The following is a 20,003-nucleotide window of genomic DNA, read 5'->3' on the forward strand; positions in this document are numbered from 1 at the left end:
TACTCAGCGCAGCGATTCTGCCGCTGTCGCGGCTATCGCGGAGGCAACCGCGCTCAATGCCGGTGAGTCGAGTCGCCATTGCTGCCAGAACAGCGGGACATCGATGAATGCCTCGCCGTCGACGGCAACCAGCTCGGTGCTTCGGAAATTGCGGGTTTGCAGGTCCGGCAACATGCCCCAGCCCAATCCCAGCCGAACCGCCGCGAGGAAACCGGCCGAGGAAGGGACATAATGCCGCGGCGGATCCAGCGGTTGCCGGCTGCGGCGGCGCAGGTGGCGGTCTTGCAGATCGTCTTTGCGGTCGAAAAGCACCACCGGTGCCGCGGCATAGGACTTGGCGGTGGCGCCGTCGCCGAACCAGGTGCGCGCGAATCGCGGTTCGGCCATCGGCCGATAGCGCATCGCGCCGAGCCGTTCGACTGTGCAGCCCTGCACCGGTGTGGAGGTGGCGGTGATCGCCGCCATCACCGTGCCGTCGCGCAGCAGCCGGGTGGTGTGTTCCTCGTCCTCGCGATGAATTTCGAAACAGACGCCGGGCGGCGCTTCGGCCAGCGCGGGCAGCACCCAGGTTTCCAATGAGTCGGCGTTGACCGCGATGGGCAGCCGGGTCGGCCGATGCGCCTCGCCGAGCTCGGTGGCGGTGTCCGCGGCGAGCAGCTCGATCTGCCTGGCCAGCCGCAGCACCGCGAGCCCGGATTCGGTGGCGCACACCGGTTTTGTGCGCTGCACCAGGACGCGACCGGCCGCGTCCTCCAGCGCTTTGATGCGCTGGCTCACCGCGGACGGCGTGATCCGCAGGCTCTTCGCGGCGGCGTCGAAGGTGCCCTCGGTGATCGCCGCGTTCAACGCGCGGAGCTGATCCAGCTGCAGGTCCATGTTAAGGAATCGTAATGGTAGTGCAGAAACTTTAGTTTGCCTGGAGATAATGCCGGACCTAGCGTCGAGGGACATGGAAGTCTCCTCGGCCGCGCTGGCGGCCCTCTCCGGTCTCGGGTTCGGGCTCTCGCTGATTGTGGCCATCGGCGCGCAGAACGCCTTCGTGCTGCGTCAGGGGGTGCGCGGACAGCACATCTTCGCGGTGGTCGCGGTGTGCGCGCTGTCGGACATCGTGCTGATCGCCGCGGGCGTCGGGGGATTCGGCGTTGTCGTCCAATCGGTGCCCGCCGTGGTCACGGTGGTGCGGTACGCGGGTGCCGCGTTCCTGCTCGGTTATGCCGTGCTCGCGGCTCGCCGGGCGTTCGCGTCCACGGCGCTGATCGTCGGTTCCGCGGGCACCACGGTCGCGCTCGGGGCCACGGTAGCCACCAGTCTGGCCTTGACCTGGCTGAATCCGCACGTGTATCTGGACACCCTGGTCCTGCTCGGTTCCCTGGCCAGCACCTATGCGACTCCCGATCGCTGGTTCCTCGGTGCGGGCGCGATGCTCGGCAGCGTCCTCTGGTTCACCGCGCTCGGGTACGGTGCCCGACGGCTCGGCCCGCTGTTCGCGCGTCCGGTCGCGTGGCGGGTGCTGGATTCCGCTATCGCGGTGGTGATGACGCTGCTCGGCCTGGCCTTGTTGCTCGCGGGACCCTCGCTGTGACATCGAAACTGGGTGCCGCGGTCCCGGTTCCAGGGCCGTAGACAAGCGAGATCGGGCTCGGGCAGCAAGAAACTCGAATGTTGCAGTCGTGGAGTATCGAGTGTTGTTCAGCGAGAACGGGGTTGGCTGTGCTACTGGCGTGATGCGAGACACAGCCTGTTTCGCGTCCCGTACTGATTGGGCCCGAGGGGCCCGGGTATGCGGCGAATGACCGCCAACACCGAGCTGGAGGAGTTGCCATGACCAAGGACAACAGCGGACCGCGCGAGGCTGTCGAAGGCGTCGTCGAGGACGTCAAGGGCAAGGCGAAGGAAGCCGCGGGCATCATCACCGGGAACGACGGCCTGAAGAGCGAGGGCCGCGCCCAGCAGGACAAGGCCGAATCCGAGCGTGCGGCAGCCAAGAAGGAGGCCGAGGCGGAGAAGGCTCGCGCCGAGGCCAACTTGAACGAGGCTCGCCAGAGTGCTTACGAGAGCGGCAAGGAATCTTAAGTCGCCAGAGCTTCGGCGGCGCGGGGACGAAAATTCGTCCCCGCGCCGCCGTTTTACGTTGCGCTGCGGAACATTTGGGCTGCCTGCTCGCGCTCGGCGAGGATCTGGCGTCGTCGCTCGGCCATCGCGGCGGCCGGTGCGCCGCCGGAGGTGATGGCTTCAGCGAGTGCCGCGGCGTCCTCGATGGCGTCGCGGGCACCGATTCCCGCGGCCGGCGTGATGGCGTGATCGGCGTCGCCGCACAGGATCACCGGCGCCTGCGGGGGCCGTGCGTCGGCGAGCGGCACTGTGCGCGCGTTGGATACGTGCACGGTGCTGGTTGCGCCCAGCATGGTCTCGACGAGTTCGGGGATCGCGCCGGCACCCGCCAGAATTGGCGCCGCCCACCCGTCGAGCGGCTGAGATCCGGTGTCCCGCATAGCGAGTGGTTCGCGGGTCAGGCGGGTGAACCACACTGAGATCGTGTCGTTCCAGAAGTGTCCGAAGGTGCTGGCGGGTCGGCCGTCGTCGTCGAGCTGGCGGTGGAAGTGCAGAACGGACGGATCGGTGGTCGGCTGGATCGGCCGATCGGTGATGCCGTAAATGATGATCTGGCCGGAGTATTCGGCGATGCGCTCGGGTTCGAGGTGACGCCGGGCGGGGGAGTCGATGCCGTCGGCGGCGATGATCACGTCGTCGGCCGGAACGGGGCTATCGCCGCTGAAGAGTGTCCCTTCTGCGTTGTTCAGCTCGGTGATCGGGGTGCCGTAGTTGAGGACGGCCGTAGTATCGACGGCGAATTCGGTCAGTGCCCGCATGAGGTCGGCGCGCAGGTACAGCCTGCGTTCGGTGCGGGAGTCGCTGCGAAGCACACCGGAGCGGTCGGCCGCGCGCAGTTCGGTCAGTGCGTGCGATGCCGCGTGCAGCCGATCGAGGCCGACCCCAAGCCGCGTCAACGCGGCATGTGCCCGATCATCCAGTGCCAGAAAGTGTCCCGCGCCGATGGTCGGCTGACTCTCATAGACCGTGACCGGTCGATCGTCGCGCGCGAGCGCACCAGCAAGCAACGTACCCGCGATTCCACCGCCGATGATCGTGACCATGCACCCACCTTAGGTGCCACCCCCGGGACGCGGTGGCGTCCTGCGACCCGAGGGTGGGCGCCTTCGTGGCGATCAGCAGTCGGTCGGCGCGGGCACGCCGCGGAACCGGTCATCGATCCAGGCCATCGCGGCAGGCGAGCCGAGCACCGCGGTGGTCAGGTGGTCCGGGCTCGGGTACAGCTCCGACTGCACGCGCACGCCCGCCGCGCAATACCGGCGCACCGTGTTGTCGATCGAGGCCACCGGGATCAGCGCGTCCTCCTGCGAACGCCATTGGTAGATAGGCATTTTCGGCACACCTTCGTAGAGCTCCAGGCTGTTCTCTTCGAGTACTGAGCGCGCGCTCGGGTCGTCGGCCAGCGAGGTGGAGCTGGCCACGTCCAGCACGTTGTGCCCGGCACCGGCCGCCAGGATCTCGTTGGTGCAGCCGTTGGCGATCTGATCGCGGGTCGCCCGGCCGAAGGCGTTCAGGCTGTCGCTGATCGGCAGCCGCGTCGGGTATTCGCGCTCGAGTCCGATGGCCGCCGCCAGCGCGAGCCCGAACGCCGGGTGCCTGGTGTAGCCGAGCCCCTCGGTCATCTTCACCAGGTTCATCGGGACACCGCCCTCGGCCGCGCCGACGATGGCGAGATCCGGCGCGTAGGTGGGCGCCAGTGCCGCCGCCCAGCCCGTGGCCATGCCGCCGCCGGAATAGCCGAACATCGCGACCGGGCTCCGCGCGACACCGAGCTCCGCGACCTGGCGGGCCGCGCGAATGCCGTCCAGGGTGATCATGCCGCCCAGCTTGGCCGCCCCGTAGGCGCTGGTCGGTCCCAGATGATCGGGCAGCGCCACCGACCAGCCGCGCAGCAGCACCGTATTGAGCGCGGGCGCCTCGCGCACCGCGAGATTCGGGTCGCCGGTGTACAGCACCCGCGAGACGGCGCACTGGGTGCCGAGGCCGTTGATGATGTGCTGATAGGACAGCAGCGGGCCGCCGGGTGCATGGTCGTGCGGGGTCAGCACGGTGGTGGTGGCCGCGATCGGATTGCCCGCCGAATTGGTGGACCGGAACTTGATCATCGTGACCGTGGTTCCGGGAAATCCGAGCAGCGCGGGCATCGGCCGGACGGCGAGCACGTCACCGGGTTTGGTCCGATCGAGGTCGGGCGGTGCCGCGTAGAAGGGGTCGGGGTCCGGCTTGGGATAGATCGGTTGCGCCGCAGCGGAACCCGGCACGACGGCCACGTGTGCGACCGAAATCAGCAGGGCGACAACGGCGAGCGCGGGGCGGATGTGTCGAAACATAGCGATGAGCGACTCCCATTCATCACGACATGCACGGGGGATTGTTTGGGCATGTGGAAAGTCGATAATCCGAAAAGTGGCCGTGAATAATCGCCCGGCCGATGTTCGGACGAGCGACACGATATGGGAAAAATGGAATGGCCAGAGGGAGCCGCGCCGTGCGAGCCCGCCGATCCGCACCGCGGTGGCGTGGCATCGCCGCATGGTTGCCGCCGCGCCGGTTACGGTGGTTCGGTGATGCTGCTCGTTGTCGGCCTTGTCCTGCTCGGTGTGTTCCTGCTGAGGTTCCGCACGGACCGGCGGCGGTTGAGCAACGGTGTGTTTCTGCTGCTCGGCTTGGCTTTCACCGGCGTGTGGGTGCTCGGATCCGGCGCCAAGGGTGATCTTCCGGTGGTGCTGGCCGGCCTGCTCGTGCTGCTTTCGCCGCTGCTCGTGCTGGTGCTCGCCGGGTTGCTGATGGTAAACGGGGTGCAGATGATTCGCCGGGAAGGGCTGCGCATCGCAAACCTGCTTCCGCTCGGAATCGGGGTCGCGCTGCTGGTGCCCTATGTGTTGCTCGCGGTGGCCATTTTCACCGGCGATATCTGGGTCGTCGTGCTTTTGGCGTCGGGGACCATGGCGGTGAGCTACGTCGGGTTTCTGTTCGCGAGCTTCCTGTTGTATTCGTTGTTCTACGGGTCGCTGCCGTACCGGCCTGGCATGGACGCGATCGTCGTGCACGGTTCCGCCCTGCTCGGCGCGCGTGTGCCGCCGCTGCTGGCCAGCCGTCTGGACCGGGCCATCGAGGTGTACCGCGCCGAGATCGCCGCGGGGCGCAGGCCGCTGCTGATCACCAGTGGCGGTAAGGGTTCCGACGAGGCCGTGTCGGAGGCCTCGGCGATGGCGGGCTACCTCATCGATCAGGGGGTGCCCGCGGACAGCGTTGTGCTGGAGGACCGTTCGACCACCACGCGGGAGAACTTGCTCTACACCAAGCGATTACTGGGCGAGCGCGGCGAGTCCACCCGAATGGTGCTGGTGACGAGCAACTTCCATATTCTGCGCACGGCGATCCTGGCCCGGCGCCTCGACCTGGACGCCGAGGTCACCGGTGCGCGGACCGCCTTCTACTACCTGCCCTCGGCGATCCTGCGTGAGTTCGCCGCGGTCGTCGTGGCCTACAAGTGGATCAACGTGCTCGCCTGTCTCGCGTTGATGGCGCTGCCGGTACTCGCGCTGGTCCTGACTCGCGACCTGCCACACCATTACTGAGGTCGGCGCGGTTCGGTCGCGTGCGGCTCACGAATCGAAGGTCTTGTGTGGAATGCCCACGGTGAGACCGCCGTCGATGACGAACTCGGCGCCGGTCGAATACGAGGATTCGTCGCTGGCCAGGAAGGTGATCAGTGCGGCGACCTCGGACGAATCGGCGGCCCGGCCTAGCGGGATCTGCAGGAAGTCGGCGGGAATGCCCTCGGTCATCGGGGTGCTGATCAGGCCGGGGTGTACCGAGTTGACCCGAATCTTGTACTGCGCCAACTCGAGTGCCGTCGACTTGGTCAGGCCGCGGACGGCGAATTTGCTCGCGACGTAGCCGTGCAGGCCGGGGCTGCCGCGCAGGCCTTCGACGGAGGAGATGTTGATGATCGACCCACCGCCTGCCTCGGTCATCGCCGGCGTGGCCGCCTGCATGCCGAGAAACGTGCCGGTGAGGTTGATGTCGATGATCCGCTGCCATTCGGCCAGTTCGAAGTCGACGAGCAGGTTGCCGTTGGCGATGCCCGCGTTGTTCACCAGCACATTGAGGGAGCCGAATCGCTGCACCGCCTCGGCGACCGCGCCCTGCCATTGCGCGGGCTCGCGCACATCGAGGTGCACGTAGGCGGCGGCGTCGCCCAATTCCTTGGCGACCGCGGCGCCTTCGTCGTCGAGCACGTCACCGAGCACCACGCGGGCGTCTTCGGCCACCATGGCCTTGGCGTGTGCCGCGCCCATGCCGCGGGCCCCGCCGCTGATCAACGCCACCTTGCCGGTCAACCGCCCCATCGAGGCACCTCCGTTTTTCGCTTGTTCACGCCAACGTACTGGAACACGTTACAGAAATGTGCCGAATCGGGCGTTGGCCTCGCGTCCGATGGTGCCACATCGGAGTCGGCGGCCGGGAATGTCGTTGCGGGCCAGCGGGCTTGCGGTGATGGAATATCCGCCGATGCTCTCGCCGCGGCGGGCCGCTCGATTTAGGGTTCTCGCATGAGTGAGCCCACCACCTTCACCATGGCATCGCTGCGCGGCGCCGCGGGCACCGACCTGGGCGTGAGCGGCTGGATCGAGATCAGCCAAGCACGCATCACCGCGTTCGCCGAGGCCACCGAGGATCGGCAGTGGATCCACGTCGATCCGCAACGCGCGGCCGATGGACCGTACGGCACGACCATCGCGCACGGATACCTGACGTTGTCGCTGCTCCCGGCGGTGATGCGGGAAATCTTCGAGATCGCCGACGCGGGCGCGCGAATCAACTACGGCCTCAACAAGGTTCGGTTTCCGTCGCCGGTTCCCGCCGGATCCCGCATTCGCGGGCGGGCTACGATTGTCAGTGTCGACGAAGTGCCGGGGGGCCTTCAGGTGGTGATCGCGACGACTATCGAGCGAGAAGGCTCCGATAGGCCCGTGTGCATCGCCGAATCGATTGTCCGGGCCCTGGCGTAGGCGTTCGCGCGTGCCGCCCTGACCCGCTATGGCATCATCGTGTAGAACACGTTCTAATTCTGTCCGCGATTCGCGGGAGGCGCACGATGACGAACTCACCATCCTCGGCGGCGCTACGCCGCTTCGCCCGGCGGGTACCGGATATCGCCGAGGTGCCGGGCGGGCGGCTGGTCGAGCTGCCAGGACGCGGGCGCACCTATGTGGTCGATATCGCCGGACCAGAAGGGGCTCCGGCTCTGGTCCTGTTGCACGGCACCGGATGCACCGCCTACCTGAACTGGTTTCCGGCGCTGGCGCCGCTGGCCGAGCGGTACCGGGTGATCCTGTTCGACCAGCGCTGGCACGGTCGGGGGATTCGCTCCGAGCGCTTCCTCGTGGACGACTGCGCCGACGACGTCGTCGCTGTGCTCGACGCGCTCGGCGTGGAACAGGCGGTGTGCGCGGGATACTCGCTCGGCGGGGTGGTGAGTCTGGCTGCGGCGCATCGGCATCCGGACCGCGTGAACGGACTCGTGCTGTGCTCCACGCCGTATCGGTTCCAGGAGAAGTGGCGCGAGCGCGCCTTCCATCGGGCGTTCGGCGCGTTCGCCGAGGCAGTCGGGCCGTATTCCTTCCGGCGCATCGAGGAATTCGCCGGACGGCTGCCGGAGATGCCGGAAATCGCCTGGGCGCCGGGACGATTGGATCGGTGGGCGCTCACCGAGCTGCGCAGTACCAGCGGCTGGGCGATCACCCAGGTGATCGGCGAAGTCGGCCGTTTCGATGCGACGGACTGGCTATCGACCCTGACCATGCCGACCGCCGTCGTTATCACGACGCAGGATCGGGCCATCCCGGTCTATCGGCAGTTGGAGATGGCGACCATGATCCCCGGAGCGAGCATTCATCTGATCAGAGGCGGGCATGCGGCCTGTGTGCTGGAGGCCGATCTCTTCGTGCCCGCGCTCATCGAAGCCTGCGGGGCGGTCGCCGCGAGACTGTGAGGCACGGCCTCGGCTCCTGTTCGGCGGCGATGGCGAACAGGGCCACTCGGGTAGATCAACCCAATTCGCGGGCGGCGGCGAGCAATTCGGCGACTACGCCGGGGACCGCGTCGGCCAGCTCAGCAACGTCGGGCACCAGTTCCTTACAGGCGATGAAGCCGAAGTCCAGGTCGTCGTTGTTCGATATCACGGTTACCGTCAGTCCCGCGCCGTGGAAGACCGGACCGAACGGGTACATCCCGTCCACCCGCACGCCGAGGAAGTACAGCGGCATCGGCGGACCGGGCACATTCGACACCACCAGGTTGTGCACCACCGGATGCCGTTCGGCCAGCTTCAGCGACGAGTAGACCCGTGCCGCGAGCTGAAAGGTGTTCGGCGGGGCGTACTTCGACCAATCCTGGAGGAAGTCGGCGCCGATGAGGTCGTGCTCCGCTTTGGCGCCGCGGTTGTCCTCGGCCACCTGCCGCAGGCGCTGCACCGGGTCCGCGACATCGGTGCCGAGCCGGGCGAACAGCGTGGACACCTTGTTGATACCCGCGGTGTGCCGCGACGATTCGTGCACGGAGACCGGCACCGAGGCGACCAGCGAACGGTCCGGCAGTTCGTCGTGCTTCTCCAGGTATGCGCGCAGCACCCCGGCGACGACCGTCAGCACCACGTCGTTGATCTTCACCCCGAACGCGGACTTGATCTCCTTGACGGCACCGAGTTCGGCCTCGGTGAACGCGACCGCGCGATGCGGGGTGATGGCCAGGTTGAACGGGGTGCGCGGCGCGGAGAACGGTAACGCCATGCCCGCCTTGTCGTTTCGCCGCCGATTCGCGAAACCGGCCACCATGCCCAGGGTTTTCGGCACCATGCCGACGATGCCCGCCTTGGTCGGGAACTTGACGACCGCCTTGGCCAGCAATTGCCAGTCGTTCGGAGTGGATTCCGGGCGCCATTCCTCGGCGGGCGGGGTCTTCGCCGCGTGCGGTTCCAGGTCGCACAGGTGCATCATCATGTTCGTGCCGGTGATGCCGTCCACCGCGGCGTGATGGTATTTGCAGATCACCGCGACCTTGCCGTCGTCGAGGCCCTCCACCACCGACATCTCCCACAGCGGCCGGTCCCGGTCCATCGGGCGGCTGGCGATATCGCCGACCAGCTCGGCCAGCTCGCGGCGGCCCGCCGGGGCCGCGATGCCGATGCGCCGAATGTGATAGTCCAGGTCGAAGTTCTGATCCTCGACCCAGACCGGGTGATCGAGATTGAACGGCACCTCGTAGACGCGGCGGCGCATCTGGGGGATCAGGGGTAGCCGCCTGCCTAGTTCGGCCTTGAATTTCTCGAAGGAATAGTCCGCTGAGCTGGGGTCGAGGATCAGCAGCGCACAGACGTGCAAGTGTTGTGTCCCGGTTTCCAGGTAGAGAAAGCTGGCATCCAATCCGGTTAGTCGCTCCATAGCGAAAGACTACTAGAACGCGTTCTAGTTTATGGACGAATGGAAGCGAAGTGGATCACAGTGGTGGACCCTATTGTCAAGTGGGCTAACGATATTGGCGGGTGCGGGTTCGGGTGGGGCGTTTGGGTGAAATGCCTGGTTGAGCCACTGTGGATCTTTATGTAACTCAGGGTTTCATATATGTGTATGATGATTGCTACGGCCATGCAGGAAGGCGCGCGACGACGCAGTCGTGAGAGGAGTACCGATGAAGCTACTTCGTAGAGGTGAGCGGTTACCGGAGATCGATCCGGGCGAGGTCGCGCTGCACGCGCGCAACGTGCAGTTCCAGTGGGCCGATACGCCGCTGCACTGGATGCCGAACGAGCCGATCGCCTCGCACCTGATCAACTCGCTGAACCTGCTGCTGCCCGAGGGTGAGCGCATGTTCTGTGCCACCTACACCGAGGCGCTGCCGTTCGTGAAGGACGACAAGCTGCGCGAGGCCATGCTCGGCTTCATCGGCCAGGAATCCATGCATGCCGAGACGCACGACAAGGTGCTCACCGAGGTGCTCGCCGCACACGGCATCGATCCGGAGCCCTATGTGCGGCAGGCCGAGTATCTGTTCCGAAAGACGCTGGGGCCCAGAGAGAACGAGGGCATCGAGCAGCGTCAGACGCTGGTCGAGCGGCTGGCCGTGATCGCCTGCCTGGAGCACTTCTTCGCCTACCTCGGTGACTGGGTGCTGAACGCGGACCTGGAGAAGTTCGACGCGGAGCCGCGCATCGCGGACCTGTTCCGCTGGCACGGCGCCGAGGAGGTCGAGCACCGGCACGTGGCGCACGACGTCGCGGTCTATTTCGGCGCGGGCTATGTGCGCCGCGCCGCGGTCATGACATTCGTGTTCCCGATCTTCGTCACGCTGGTGGTGCGCGGCACGAAATTCATGGTGCATCAGGACCCCGCGTTGCCCGACCTCGGTTACCCGCGACTGCTCACGCGGGTGTTCGGCGCGATGTGGCGCGGTGCGCTGCCCGGTGTGCCGTCGCTGTTGCGCAGCGCGTTGTCGACCTTCAAGCCCGGCTACAACCCTGGCTCGGTCGGGTCCACCGCGCAGGCGGTGGCCTATCTCGCGAAGTCGCCTGCCGCGCAAGCGATCGCGTCGTGAATTTGCGCCCTGTCCCCGAACAACTGCCCGCGGATCTGTTCGGCAAGCGTGAGCAGGATCGGGCGGTGCGGGTGCTCGACGCGGTCGCCTCGGCGCGGTTGAAGTGGACCACCATGATCAACCGGCGTGACCTCGCGCCGAAGGTGGACGACCATCGGCTGGCGCTGGTGGTGACCGAGCGACGGATCGAGGCGCACGATCAGGACGTGGTGAGCCTGCGACTGGAGGCGCCGGATCGGCGGGAACTGCCGCCGTGGCGGCCGGGCGCGCACCTCGATCTCGAGTTGCCGTCGGGACGGCTGCGGCAGTACTCGCTGTGTGGCGATCCGGCGGACACCCGTGCCTATCGGGTTGCGGTGCGGCGCATTCCGGACGGGCTCGGCGGGTCCGTAGAGGTGCACGACGGGCTGCCGGTCGGCGCACCCCTCATCGTGCGCGGGCCGCGCAATGCCTTCCCGTTCGCCGTGCCGGGTCACGGATCACCCGCTGCCCGTTTGCATTTCATCGCGGGCGGGATCGGGATCACGCCGATCCTGCCGATGGCGCGGCTGGCGCGGCGGCTCGGCATCGACTGGTCGATGGTCTACACCGGGCGCAACCGCGACACCATTCCCTTCCTCGACGAGATCGCCGGATTCGGCGAACGGGTCACCGTCCGCACCGACGACGAGCACGGCCTGCCCGACGCCGCCGCACTGCTGCCCGGCGTCACCGCCGACACCGCGGTCTACTGCTGCGGCCCCGTGCCGATGACCATGGCCGTTGCCGCCGCGGTGCGCGAAATGCCCGGGGTGGAACTGCATTCCGAGCGGTTCTCGCCACCGCCGATCGTGAACGGCGTGCCGTTCGAGATCCAATTCGCCGCTACCGGTGAGGTGGTCGAGGTGGCCGCGAATCGCTCCGCGCTCGACACCATCCTGGAATCTCGCCCGGATCGTCCCTACTCGTGCCGCCAGGGCTTCTGCCGCACCTGCAAGGTCCGGGTGCTGTCCGGCGAGCCGGAGCATCGCGAAACCGTGCTCACCGCGGCCGAACACGCGGCGGGCGAGATGCTCGTCTGCGTAACCCGTTCGCCCGGTGGGCGACTGGTGCTCGATCTGTAACCACGACCTCTGGTCAGCAAGGGAGAAACCGATGACGACCATCGAACCACCGCAGCTGGTGGCCGCCGAGCGGACGGTGCGCAGCGGCGAATTCGAGCTCGCCGTCTACGAATACGGCGACCCGACCGCGGAAACCGTGGTGCTGGTGCACGGCTGGCCGGACACCAACCACCTCTGGGACGCGGTGGTGCCGCTGCTCGCGCGGCGCTTCCACGTGGTCACCTACGACACCCGCGGGCACGGGCGATCGACCAGGACCCGGCGCACCGAGGACTTCCGGCTCGACGTGCTGGCCGGCGACTTCTTCGCCGTGGTGGACGCGGTCAGCCCGGACCGGCCGGTACACGTGCTCGCGCACGACTGGGGTTCGGTGCAGGTGTGGGAGGCGGTCTGTGAGCCGAGGGCGGCCGCGCAGGTCGCGTCGTTCACCTCGGTGTCGGGGCCCAACCTCGACCACGTCGCGAACTGGATGCGCGGCAGGCTGTCCCGGCCGACGCCGCGCAACGTCTGGCAGCCGTTCACTCAGCTGCTGTCCTCGGCCTACACCTTCTTCTTCATGACGCCAGGGTTGCCGAGGGCCGTCTTCGGGCTGCTCGGTACCGAACAGCGGTGGCAGCGCGTCGTCTCGATCATGAACGAGACACCGCCCTCGAATGTCACGCTCGGCCCGACGTTCCGGCAGGACATGGTCGACGGCCTGCTGATCTACCGGGCGAATATCGTGCAGCGCATCCTCTCGCCGCGGGAACGGCACACCGAGGTGCCGGTGCAGCTGATCGTCGCGGGGCGTGACGTCGCGGTCCGGCCCGCCGGATACGACGACGAACGCAAGTGGGTGCAGCGGCTGTGGCGACGCGACGTGCCCGCCGGGCACTGGATGCCGTTCTCCCACCCCGAATTACTCGCGACCGCGACCACCGAACTGATCGACACGGTCAATGGCGGGACGGTGCCGCGCGGCCTGCGGCGTGCCGAAGTCGGCCGCAGCGCACGGTCTTTCGAGGATCAGCTGGTGGTGATCACCGGTGGCGGCAGCGGTATCGGTCGCGAGACCGCACTGGCCCTCGCGCGGCGCGGCGCCGAAATCGTGCTGTCGGACATCAATCTCGACTCGGCCAAGGAGACCGCCGAGCTGATCGCCGCCGAACACGGTGTGGCGCACCCGTATCAGCTCGACGTGTCGGACGCGGACGCGGTAAACGCGCACGCCGAGATCGTGCTGGAAACCCATGGCGTGCCGGACATTCTGATCAACAACGCCGGAATCGGCCAGGCGGGCGGGTTCTTCGACACCTCGGCGGCCGAGTTCGACCGGGTCATGCGGATCAACCTGGGTGGGGTGCTGAACGGCTGCCGCGCCTTCGGATCCGCCATGGCCGAGCGTGGTTTGGGCGGGCACATCGTCAACCTGTCCAGCATGGCGGCCTACAGTCCGCAGCAGGGTTTCAGCGCGTACTCCACCAGCAAGTCGGCGGTGTTCATGTTCTCCGACTGCCTGCGTGCGGAACTTGCCGGTCGCGGGATCTCGGTACACACCATCTGTCCCGGCATCGTGCACACCAATATCGTTGCGAACACCAAGTTCTCGGGTGTCAGCGCCGAGGAGGAGAAGCGCAAGCAGGAGCGTTACGACAACCTCTACCGCAAGCGCAGCTACGGGCCGGAGAAGGTGGCCGAGCAGATCGTGCGTGCCGTGGAAAAGGACCGCAGCATCGTTCCGGTGACACCGGAGGCGCGGTTGCAGTACCACTTCAGCAGGCTCGCGCCCGCGGTCGGCCGGTTCGTCGCGGCGCGGGTGAAGCTGACCTAGTCGGCCAGGGTGCGCAGGTCGGCCTCGATGGCCGCGACGCGCTCGGCGTCGACGCCCCACGGGTGTTCGACGCCGACCCTGCGGTCCAGGTCCCACAGCACGCAGGACTCGCCGGGCTCGGCGACCAGCGCCCAGGCCACCACGGTCCGGCCGAGCTGCTCGCCCATCGAGCCGTGCGAATCCTTCGGCGGCCCAGCGCCTTCCGGGAAATGATGGAGGAAGCGCCCGTAGGCGGTCGCGCAGAACTGGGCATAGCGCTCGGTGCAGAGGATGAACCCGTGCCAGGCCTCATCGACGGCGTGTGACGGCATGCCGACGACCTGACCGTCGCGCATAGCCGCGCCGCAGCAGCGCAGCCACTGGCGCAGGCCGATTTCCACGAGTTCGCGTGGCTGCCAGGGGGAGGTCTTGTAGACGGCCTCGGGCAGCTCCAGCGCGGCGACGGCGGCGTTGACCGCGGCGAGGTCGATGGCGCGCGGCCGGGGTCTGCGGAAGCTGAAAGACGGCACAGTTCACTGTACGCAGACGGGGTGGGCCGTTACGGTTCATGCATGGGTGAGGTCGTAATGCTCGTGCTCGCGATGCTGATAGTGCTGCTCGTCGTCGCGACGCCGTTTGTCATCATCGGCTTGATCTTCGGGGCCTTCCGCAGCGGCAGGCGGGTGCCGCCCAACCGGCGTCGGCGACGGGGCTACGCCGGGGGTTACGACAGTTCGGGCCCGTACTGGGCGGCGGGGGCCGCCGGTACGGATGGCGGTTCGTCGAGTAGCTGTAGTGGGGGCTGGGATTCGGGGAGCGGGGGCGGCCATCACCATCACGGCGGTCATCACGACAGCGGCGGTAGTAGCTGCGGTGGTGGGAGCAGTTCCAGCTGTGGTGGCGGTAGTAGCAGCAGCTGTGGCGGCGGTAGCAGTAGCAGCTGTGGTGGCGGTAGTTCCTGACCGGCATGCGGTCCTGATTTCGCGCTGAGCGGAATGGCTCCCGCACGACTTGACCTCAACGTTGATTGAGGTCCCATGCTGGTCCCTGTCAGCGGAACAGGGAAGCAATGGAGGATGGTCATGCGGGCAGTGCAGGCAGTGGAATTCGGTGGACCCGAAGTGCTTACGGTGCGTGACGTGCCGGAGCCGGTCGCCGGGGCGGGCGAGGTCGTCGTGGACGTGGCCGCCGCCGATGTGATGTTCCTGGACACTCGGCTGCGCAGCGGCTGGGGTGGCGAGTTCTTCAAGTTGGCCACGCCGTACGTGCCGGGCGTTGCCGTCGCAGGCGTGGTCAGCGCGGTCGGTGCCGGTGTCGACCCGTCCTGGGTCGGCAGGCGCGTCACCACGTCGACCGCGGCCAGCAAGATCGGTGGTGGGCAGCCGATCGGTGGCTACGCCGAAAAGGCGTTGGCCAAGGCCGAATCGCTGACCTCCGTGCCCGAGGGGTTGAGCCTGCCGCAGGCCGTCGCACTCGCCCATGACGGCAAGATGGCGCTCGCGGTGCTCGATCGGGCCGCGATTCGACCCGGGGAATGGGTGCTGATCACCGCGGCCGGTGGCGGCCTGGGCACCTTGCTGATCCAGCTCGCCCATGCGGCCGGTGCGCACGTGATCGCCGCGGCGCGCGGCCGCACCAAGCTGGCACTCGCCGAACGGCTCGGCGCCGACGTCGTCGTGGACTACTCCGAACCAGGCTGGTCGGCCGAGGCCCGTGCGGCGACCGGTGGTGCCGGTGCGGACGTTGTGCTCGACGGCGCGGGTGGCGCGCTAGGTGAGGCCGCACTCGACGCCGCGGCGGACAACAGCCGATTCCTCGGATACGGCGCTTCCGCAGGCGAATTCGCCGCGCTGGATACCGCGTCGGCGGCGGCGCGCGGCATCACCGTCTATGCCCTGTTCGACATCACCGACGCGAGTACCGACTGGGCGGCGCTAGCCGAACGCTCCCTAGCCGAGGCCGCGGCCGGGCGGCTGGAAGTGGTGATCGGCCAAACCTTTCCGCTCGGCGACGCCGAAAGTGCGCACGCCGCCATCGAATCCAGGTCCGCTGTCGGCCGCACCCTGCTGACCGTGGATTCTGCCGTCTGAGACCTGTCAGTCGAGCACCTAGCGGGCACCCTGGCACGGCGCTAGGGTGCCCTGGGTGGAGACTCTGATCGTTGTAGGTGCGGTCCTGGCGGTGCTCGCCGTCGTCGTCGTTGTCGTGCAAATCGCCAGCAGACCTCCGTCCGACGGGAGGCGTTGGGACAGAGACGATCCTGACGACTACGACGACCGCTGGGATGAGCGCGACGACGGCTACGACGAGCGGGACTGAGCCAGCTCAGCCGATAGGCGTCAACACCACCACAGGGATGGGCCGCTTGGTCATCTTCTGATAGGCGGCATAGCGCCCCTTGTTGACTTTATCGACGATCGCGAACCGGCGAGCGTAGTCCGGATCCGCCGGATAAGTAGGCCGCGCCACCACCGGTATCGTGCGCCGCCCGATCTGAATCTCACACTCCGGCTTGGCTTTCACATTCGCCAGCCACCCCGGCGGCCGCGGCGACCCACCATTGGACGCCGTCACCAAATAATCCGCCCCATCCACCCCATACGTCAGCGCCGACGTGCGCGCCTGCCCCGTCTTGCGCCCCACCGTCCGCAACAGCAGCGTCGGATTCCCGAACAGCACCCGATGCCCCACCAACCCGCCACTGTTCTCATACACCCACTGATGCACCTTCAGCACATTCGCGAACACACTCGACATGGTCGACCCTCCACAACGGTTGCCGGACGCCCAACCCTAACCGCCCGCCCGGCCCCAACTGGTGCAAGCCCCACCCCAGCCGGTAGCATCCCCCACGCCTGCGGTGCACCGCAGAAGAGGGGCGGTAGCTCAGTCGGTTAGAGCCGTGGACTCATAATCCATTGGTCGCGGGTTCGAGCCCCGCCCGCCCCACAAACCCCCGCTGAACAGCTTGAATGGGTGCGAAACCTGGCCGCAAACGGGCCCAGGTCTATATTTACTCTTGATTTTCACCAGGCAGCGCGAAGGCATCGAAGCGGTCCCGAGCATCCGGACCCTGGTGCGTGGGCTGGACGTAATACCGTCGGGCGACTTGCTCGGTGTTGCCTAGCTGGGCGGCGGCGGTGCCGACATCGGACTGGCGTGCGATCAGTCTCCCGACTGCCCAGGCGGGGGCTCTGGCGAATGTTCCGTCGCGAGCTCGCCAGTAGTGGACGCCCGTTTCGTGTCGGTGGACAGGGTTACAGTCGGGCGTGTGTCGGTGAATATCAATGTCGCGTTCTCGATTCGGGGGGTACGCGACGAGCGTGAGCGGGCGGGTGTGACTGCGCTGCTCACCGATGTGCTCGAGAGCGAGCGGTTAAGTAGTGACGTGTTCATCACGTATGAGGGGGAGAGCGAAAGTTTGTCCGTGACAGTGGACTCCGACCGCCCGGTGATCTTCAGCGGGTTCTACCGCTGGGTGGACCCGTTCGAGACGATGTTGACCAGTCGGGTGACTGCCCTCGTACCAAATGCCGAGCTGGTTTTCGATTGGGACTACGCCGATGAGGACTGACGCCAATGGCCCATGGACCGATGTGCTGCCCGCCGAAGCCCCTGTGGCACACACGAACCTGGATGTGAACGTCGGAGCTCGGCAGTTCACCACCCTCACCCGCGATTACTTGAACTACTGGCTGACCAAACTGCCCTACGTCAGCGGTGGACCGTTCATGACAGTGGCACGCGCCGGACAAGCCGGTTTCATCCAGACCTATCGCAACCACGCAACCGACTACCTGCTCGAGGTGAGCGCCGGTGCGGAAGACGGGCAATACCTGAAGGCAACCTTCGACGACGTCGACCGGGTCGCCCAGTTGATCTGGGATTGGCTGGAAGACGATCGGGTTCGCCTCGACGAGATCGCTTGGGACCATTGCACGTTCTAACGGAGGGCCAAGAAGACGATCGATGTACATCGAGGCGCTGCTGTCCGGATCAACCGGCGGGGACCATGGAGGAGTTCTCTTGACATTTTTAGAGATTCCGATTTGGCAGTACGCGTCCGCGATCGCCGAAGCCGGTGAAGCCGAACGAGACTCTGTGCGGGCGCAGTTGTACGCCGCGCGGTACAGGATCCGTATGTATGGGGGCGAGGTCATGACGTCTTCGGTCGATGAGGCGTGCGGAATACTCGGGCTGGAAAATCCGGACCAAGTGGTCGAGGTGTTTCAGGCATTCAAGGATGTCGGCGCGATGAGGTGGAGCTCGGAGGAACGGGTTCATATCGAATTGCTGCCTGCGAAGCAGTACACGAAACTGGCACGGCGCCCCGCGAGCCTGCCACAGGAGCCTCCGCCCGGCTTCGACGGGCAACCCAGGACGATGTACTACCAGAAGTGAACGGCATCCGAGCTGGAGCGACGCAAACGTGCGGCGTGGGAGGACCTGCAGCGGCGGCTGGACGGTTGGTTCGACGGCGCGATCGAGGTGCTGTGTGCCCCGGAGCTGTATGTGGAGGTGTCGAGTTGGGACGAACGAAATATGCGCAACTCGGCGAAGGGGCTGCGCGTATATGCCGCTCGCGCAGGCGCTCTCGCTTATGTCTTCGAGCAGACGCCCGGATCGCTCACCTACGACACCGTTGCGTTCACGGTAACCGAATGTGATCCGCGCAGGCTGGCCGACGCCGTGGAGGAGTTGCTACCGCGGGTGGAGGTGTGGCGCGATGTGGCCGGTGACGGCCGATATGTGATGTCGCTGGACGAGCCGCCGTTCGCGGTGGGTACGAATCGTCGGATGCTGGTCGAGCGGATCCAGAAGGATATCGACAATTTGATGCAGCGGCTGGAAACCCATTGGGAATTAGGGCGTCCCGAAGACCGGTATTGAATTCAGAGCTAGGAGACCGTCATGGCGGGAGATCACAGGATCCGGCCACGATAACTATGGCAACAAGTTCGTCAAGGGCGACAAGGGTTACGGAAAGTCCGAAGAGAACCTGCTCGCCGGCGGCGACAACATGGTAGTGGGCCTGCTCGAACGGATCCCGGAATCGCAAGGACTTAGGCGCCCACGGGTTCCGCGGTGTCGGTTTCGGGATCGATGAGGGCGGTTAACGCCAACAGCGCCTTCTCGATGTTGGTGATCGCCTCGGCTTCCTTCACCTGGTGGCCGATCTCCCGAAACAGGTCCAGAGCCTGCCGGGAGAGGTCGGCGGCCAGCTCGGGGTCGCCGGTCTCCAGGCAGACCGCGCCGAGGTTCGCGAGTGCGTCGGCTTCGCCGAGACGGAAGCCGGTCTCCCGGAACAAGGTCAGGGCCTGTCGGGAGAGGCTTGCGGCCTGTTCGTAATCGCCCGAGTCCCGGCGTACCGTCGCGAGCTGCCTCCGAAGGCCAGATCTCCGGACCGGAATTTCGCTCCATGGGTGTTGACCTGCATTTTCGCCGGGCAACCACGGATCAGGCTTGGCGGTGTTTCGGTTCTTCCGGTGATGATTGCGGCGCCAACTACGAGGCAGGGGAGCCGGGTGGTGGAGCGCCGCAGGTGGAGGGGATCAGCGGCGTTCCAGGCTTATTCAGGTCGGTGTGCGGGAGCGGATGGTTCTGGCGGCAGGGCTTCGAGCGTAGCGAGATAGGTTGTCGCGGCGTCGGTTTCGGCGGCGCCGAGGCTGTGGTAGATGTCGATGACGTGGCGCAGGAGGGCGGTGGCGGTGGCGGTGTCGCCGAGGGCGGCGTGGCAGCGGGCGGTGCCTTCGGTGGCGCGGGCCTGCTGGATTCGGCTGTCGATGTCGCGGGCGATGGTCAGCGCGTCGGTGAACATTGTCAGCGCGTCAGCCGGTTCGCCGGTCGCCAACAGGACTTTCGCCATGTTGGTCAGCGCCTCGGCTTCCTTGACGCGGTAGCCGATCTCCCGATGCATGGCCAGGGCTCGTCGGGAGAGGTCGGCGGCCTGCTCGTGATCACCGATTTCCCGGCAGACGGCGCCGAGGTTGGCGAACGCGTCAGCGGCGCCGAGACGATAGCCGGTCTGCTCGAACAGGGCCAGGGCTTGTCGGGAGAGGTCGGCGGCCCGCTCGTAGTCCCCGGTTTCCCGGCACACGGTGGCGAGGCTGTTGAGGTTGTTGGCTTCGCCGATGGGGTGACCGATTTCCCGGACCAGGGTCAATGCCTGCTGGATCAAATCGGCTGCCCGCTCATGATCCCCGGTGTCCCGGCGCACCAGGCCGAGATTGGCGAGGGCGTTGGATTCGCCGATGCGATGACCGGTGTCCTGGAACAGCGTCATGGCGCGCAGAAACAGTCCGGCCGCCTGTCCGTAGTCCCCGGTCTCGCGGCGCACGCTGCCGAGGAAGGCGAGGGCTTTGCCTTCGCCGAGTGGGTAGCCGATCTGCTGGAACAGGGTG

23 protein-coding genes and 1 tRNA gene are annotated in these 20,003 nt (G+C 66.7%); 15 read left to right on the forward strand and 9 right to left on the reverse strand.

Annotation, left to right across the window (positions count from 1 at the left end; genetic code table 11):
* Positions 1–3 precede the first annotated feature (3 nt).
* Positions 4–876, reverse strand: coding sequence for a LysR family transcriptional regulator ArgP (locus tag ACIBCN_RS01005; RefSeq protein ID WP_396989401.1), 873 nt, complete (start codon positions 874–876; stop codon positions 4–6).
* A gap of 73 nt (positions 877–949) precedes the next feature.
* On the opposite strand from ACIBCN_RS01005, the gene ACIBCN_RS01010 reads away from it, so the two are divergent.
* Positions 950–1,582 (forward strand): LysE/ArgO family amino acid transporter, encoded by a 633-nt coding sequence (locus ACIBCN_RS01010; protein WP_396989402.1) that lies wholly within the window; start codon positions 950–952, stop codon positions 1,580–1,582.
* A 239-nt stretch (positions 1,583–1,821) separates the two neighbouring features.
* Positions 1,822–2,073, forward strand: coding sequence for a CsbD family protein (locus ACIBCN_RS01015; RefSeq protein ID WP_396989403.1), 252 nt, complete (start codon positions 1,822–1,824; stop codon positions 2,071–2,073).
* 53 nt (positions 2,074–2,126) lie between these two features.
* Here the strand turns inward: ACIBCN_RS01015 and ACIBCN_RS01020 are convergent, their stop codons facing one another.
* Positions 2,127–3,155: an FAD-dependent oxidoreductase gene (locus tag ACIBCN_RS01020; protein ID WP_396989405.1), complete on the reverse strand. Its 1,029-nt coding sequence runs from the start codon at positions 3,153–3,155 to the stop codon at positions 2,127–2,129.
* A gap of 72 nt (positions 3,156–3,227) precedes the next feature.
* Positions 3,228–4,442 (reverse strand): lipase family protein, encoded by a 1,215-nt coding sequence (locus tag ACIBCN_RS01025; protein ID WP_396989406.1) that lies wholly within the window; start codon positions 4,440–4,442, stop codon positions 3,228–3,230.
* 237 nt (positions 4,443–4,679) lie between these two features.
* Here ACIBCN_RS01025 and ACIBCN_RS01030 point away from each other — a divergent pair, with 237 nt between their 5' ends.
* Complete coding sequence (locus ACIBCN_RS01030; protein WP_396990150.1) at positions 4,680–5,693, forward strand: YdcF family protein; 1,014 nt, start codon at positions 4,680–4,682, stop codon at positions 5,691–5,693.
* Between the two features lie 27 nt (positions 5,694–5,720).
* Here the strand turns inward: ACIBCN_RS01030 and ACIBCN_RS01035 are convergent, their stop codons facing one another.
* Positions 5,721–6,467 (reverse strand): glucose 1-dehydrogenase, encoded by a 747-nt coding sequence (locus ACIBCN_RS01035; RefSeq protein ID WP_396989407.1) that lies wholly within the window; start codon positions 6,465–6,467, stop codon positions 5,721–5,723.
* 204 nt (positions 6,468–6,671) lie between these two features.
* Between ACIBCN_RS01035 and ACIBCN_RS01040 the strand changes: the two genes are divergently transcribed.
* Both ACIBCN_RS01040 and ACIBCN_RS01045 read left to right on the forward strand, forming a co-directional pair.
* Complete coding sequence (locus ACIBCN_RS01040) at positions 6,672–7,130, forward strand: MaoC family dehydratase (protein ID WP_396989408.1); 459 nt, start codon at positions 6,672–6,674, stop codon at positions 7,128–7,130.
* Positions 7,131–7,216: 86 nt separating this feature from the next.
* Entirely contained in the window at positions 7,217–8,113 is an 897-nt protein-coding gene (locus ACIBCN_RS01045; protein ID WP_396989409.1) for an alpha/beta fold hydrolase, read from the forward strand.
* A 55-nt stretch (positions 8,114–8,168) separates the two neighbouring features.
* Here ACIBCN_RS01045 and ACIBCN_RS01050 read toward each other — a convergent pair whose 3' ends face one another.
* Positions 8,169–9,560 carry a wax ester/triacylglycerol synthase family O-acyltransferase gene (locus ACIBCN_RS01050; RefSeq protein ID WP_396989410.1) on the reverse strand — a complete coding sequence of 464 codons (1,392 nt, stop codon included), beginning with the start codon at positions 9,558–9,560 and terminating at the stop codon, positions 8,169–8,171.
* Positions 9,561–9,807: 247 nt separating this feature from the next.
* Between ACIBCN_RS01050 and ACIBCN_RS01055 the strand changes: the two genes are divergently transcribed.
* Genes ACIBCN_RS01055 through ACIBCN_RS01065 form a run of 3 tightly spaced genes read left to right on the forward strand, consistent with a single transcriptional unit; the run spans position 9,808 to position 13,623 of the window.
* On the forward strand, positions 9,808–10,710 hold the full coding sequence (locus tag ACIBCN_RS01055; RefSeq protein WP_396989411.1) for a metal-dependent hydrolase: 903 nt from the start codon (positions 9,808–9,810) through the stop codon (positions 10,708–10,710).
* Positions 10,707–11,813: a PDR/VanB family oxidoreductase gene (locus ACIBCN_RS01060; RefSeq protein ID WP_396989412.1), complete on the forward strand. Its 1,107-nt coding sequence runs from the start codon at positions 10,707–10,709 to the stop codon at positions 11,811–11,813. The genes ACIBCN_RS01055 and ACIBCN_RS01060 overlap by 4 nt, the downstream gene beginning before the upstream one ends.
* Before the next feature lie 31 nt (positions 11,814–11,844).
* Positions 11,845–13,623 carry an SDR family oxidoreductase gene (locus ACIBCN_RS01065; RefSeq protein WP_396989413.1) on the forward strand — a complete coding sequence of 593 codons (1,779 nt, stop codon included), beginning with the start codon at positions 11,845–11,847 and terminating at the stop codon, positions 13,621–13,623.
* Here ACIBCN_RS01065 and ACIBCN_RS01070 read toward each other — a convergent pair.
* Positions 13,620–14,132, reverse strand: a complete 513-nt coding sequence (locus ACIBCN_RS01070) for a hypothetical protein (protein ID WP_396989414.1) — start codon at positions 14,130–14,132, stop codon at positions 13,620–13,622. The genes ACIBCN_RS01065 and ACIBCN_RS01070 overlap by 4 nt on opposite strands.
* A 552-nt stretch (positions 14,133–14,684) precedes the next feature.
* Here ACIBCN_RS01070 and ACIBCN_RS01075 point away from each other — a divergent pair.
* Entirely contained in the window at positions 14,685–15,692 is a 1,008-nt protein-coding gene (locus ACIBCN_RS01075) for a zinc-binding dehydrogenase (RefSeq protein ID WP_396989415.1), read from the forward strand.
* 55 nt (positions 15,693–15,747) lie between these two features.
* Positions 15,748–15,921, forward strand: coding sequence for a hypothetical protein (locus ACIBCN_RS01080; protein ID WP_396989416.1), 174 nt, complete (start codon positions 15,748–15,750; stop codon positions 15,919–15,921).
* Between the two features lie 6 nt (positions 15,922–15,927).
* Here the strand turns inward: ACIBCN_RS01080 and ACIBCN_RS01085 are convergent, their stop codons facing one another.
* Positions 15,928–16,359: a nitroreductase family deazaflavin-dependent oxidoreductase gene (locus tag ACIBCN_RS01085; RefSeq protein ID WP_396989417.1), complete on the reverse strand. Its 432-nt coding sequence runs from the start codon at positions 16,357–16,359 to the stop codon at positions 15,928–15,930.
* Positions 16,360–16,477: 118 nt separating this feature from the next.
* On the opposite strand from ACIBCN_RS01085, the gene ACIBCN_RS01090 reads away from it, so the two are divergent.
* The 5 genes from ACIBCN_RS01090 (at position 16,478) to ACIBCN_RS01110 (ending at position 18,492) form a co-directional block, all read left to right on the forward strand.
* Positions 16,478–16,551: transfer RNA gene (locus ACIBCN_RS01090), tRNA-Ile, on the forward strand.
* Between the two features lie 322 nt (positions 16,552–16,873).
* Positions 16,874–17,176: a hypothetical protein gene (locus tag ACIBCN_RS01095; protein WP_396989418.1), complete on the forward strand. Its 303-nt coding sequence runs from the start codon at positions 16,874–16,876 to the stop codon at positions 17,174–17,176.
* Complete coding sequence (locus tag ACIBCN_RS01100; protein ID WP_396989419.1) at positions 17,166–17,549, forward strand: hypothetical protein; 384 nt, start codon at positions 17,166–17,168, stop codon at positions 17,547–17,549. The genes ACIBCN_RS01095 and ACIBCN_RS01100 overlap by 11 nt, the downstream gene beginning before the upstream one ends.
* A 22-nt stretch (positions 17,550–17,571) precedes the next feature.
* Positions 17,572–18,003 (forward strand): hypothetical protein, encoded by a 432-nt coding sequence (locus tag ACIBCN_RS01105; protein ID WP_396989420.1) that lies wholly within the window; start codon positions 17,572–17,574, stop codon positions 18,001–18,003.
* A 12-nt stretch (positions 18,004–18,015) separates the two neighbouring features.
* Entirely contained in the window at positions 18,016–18,492 is a 477-nt protein-coding gene (locus tag ACIBCN_RS01110; RefSeq protein WP_396990151.1) for an ESX secretion-associated protein EspG, read from the forward strand.
* Positions 18,493–18,665: 173 nt separating this feature from the next.
* Here ACIBCN_RS01110 and ACIBCN_RS01115 read toward each other — a convergent pair whose 3' ends face one another.
* Positions 18,666–19,052 (reverse strand): tetratricopeptide repeat protein, encoded by a 387-nt coding sequence (locus tag ACIBCN_RS01115; protein ID WP_396989421.1) that lies wholly within the window; start codon positions 19,050–19,052, stop codon positions 18,666–18,668.
* A gap of 119 nt (positions 19,053–19,171) precedes the next feature.
* On the reverse strand, positions 19,172–20,003 hold an 832-nt coding region (locus ACIBCN_RS01120; protein WP_396989422.1), incomplete at its 5' end, for a tetratricopeptide repeat protein.

The organism is Nocardia sp. NPDC051052, assembly GCF_044456045.1.
Classification (GTDB): domain Bacteria; phylum Actinomycetota; class Actinomycetes; order Mycobacteriales; family Mycobacteriaceae; genus Nocardia.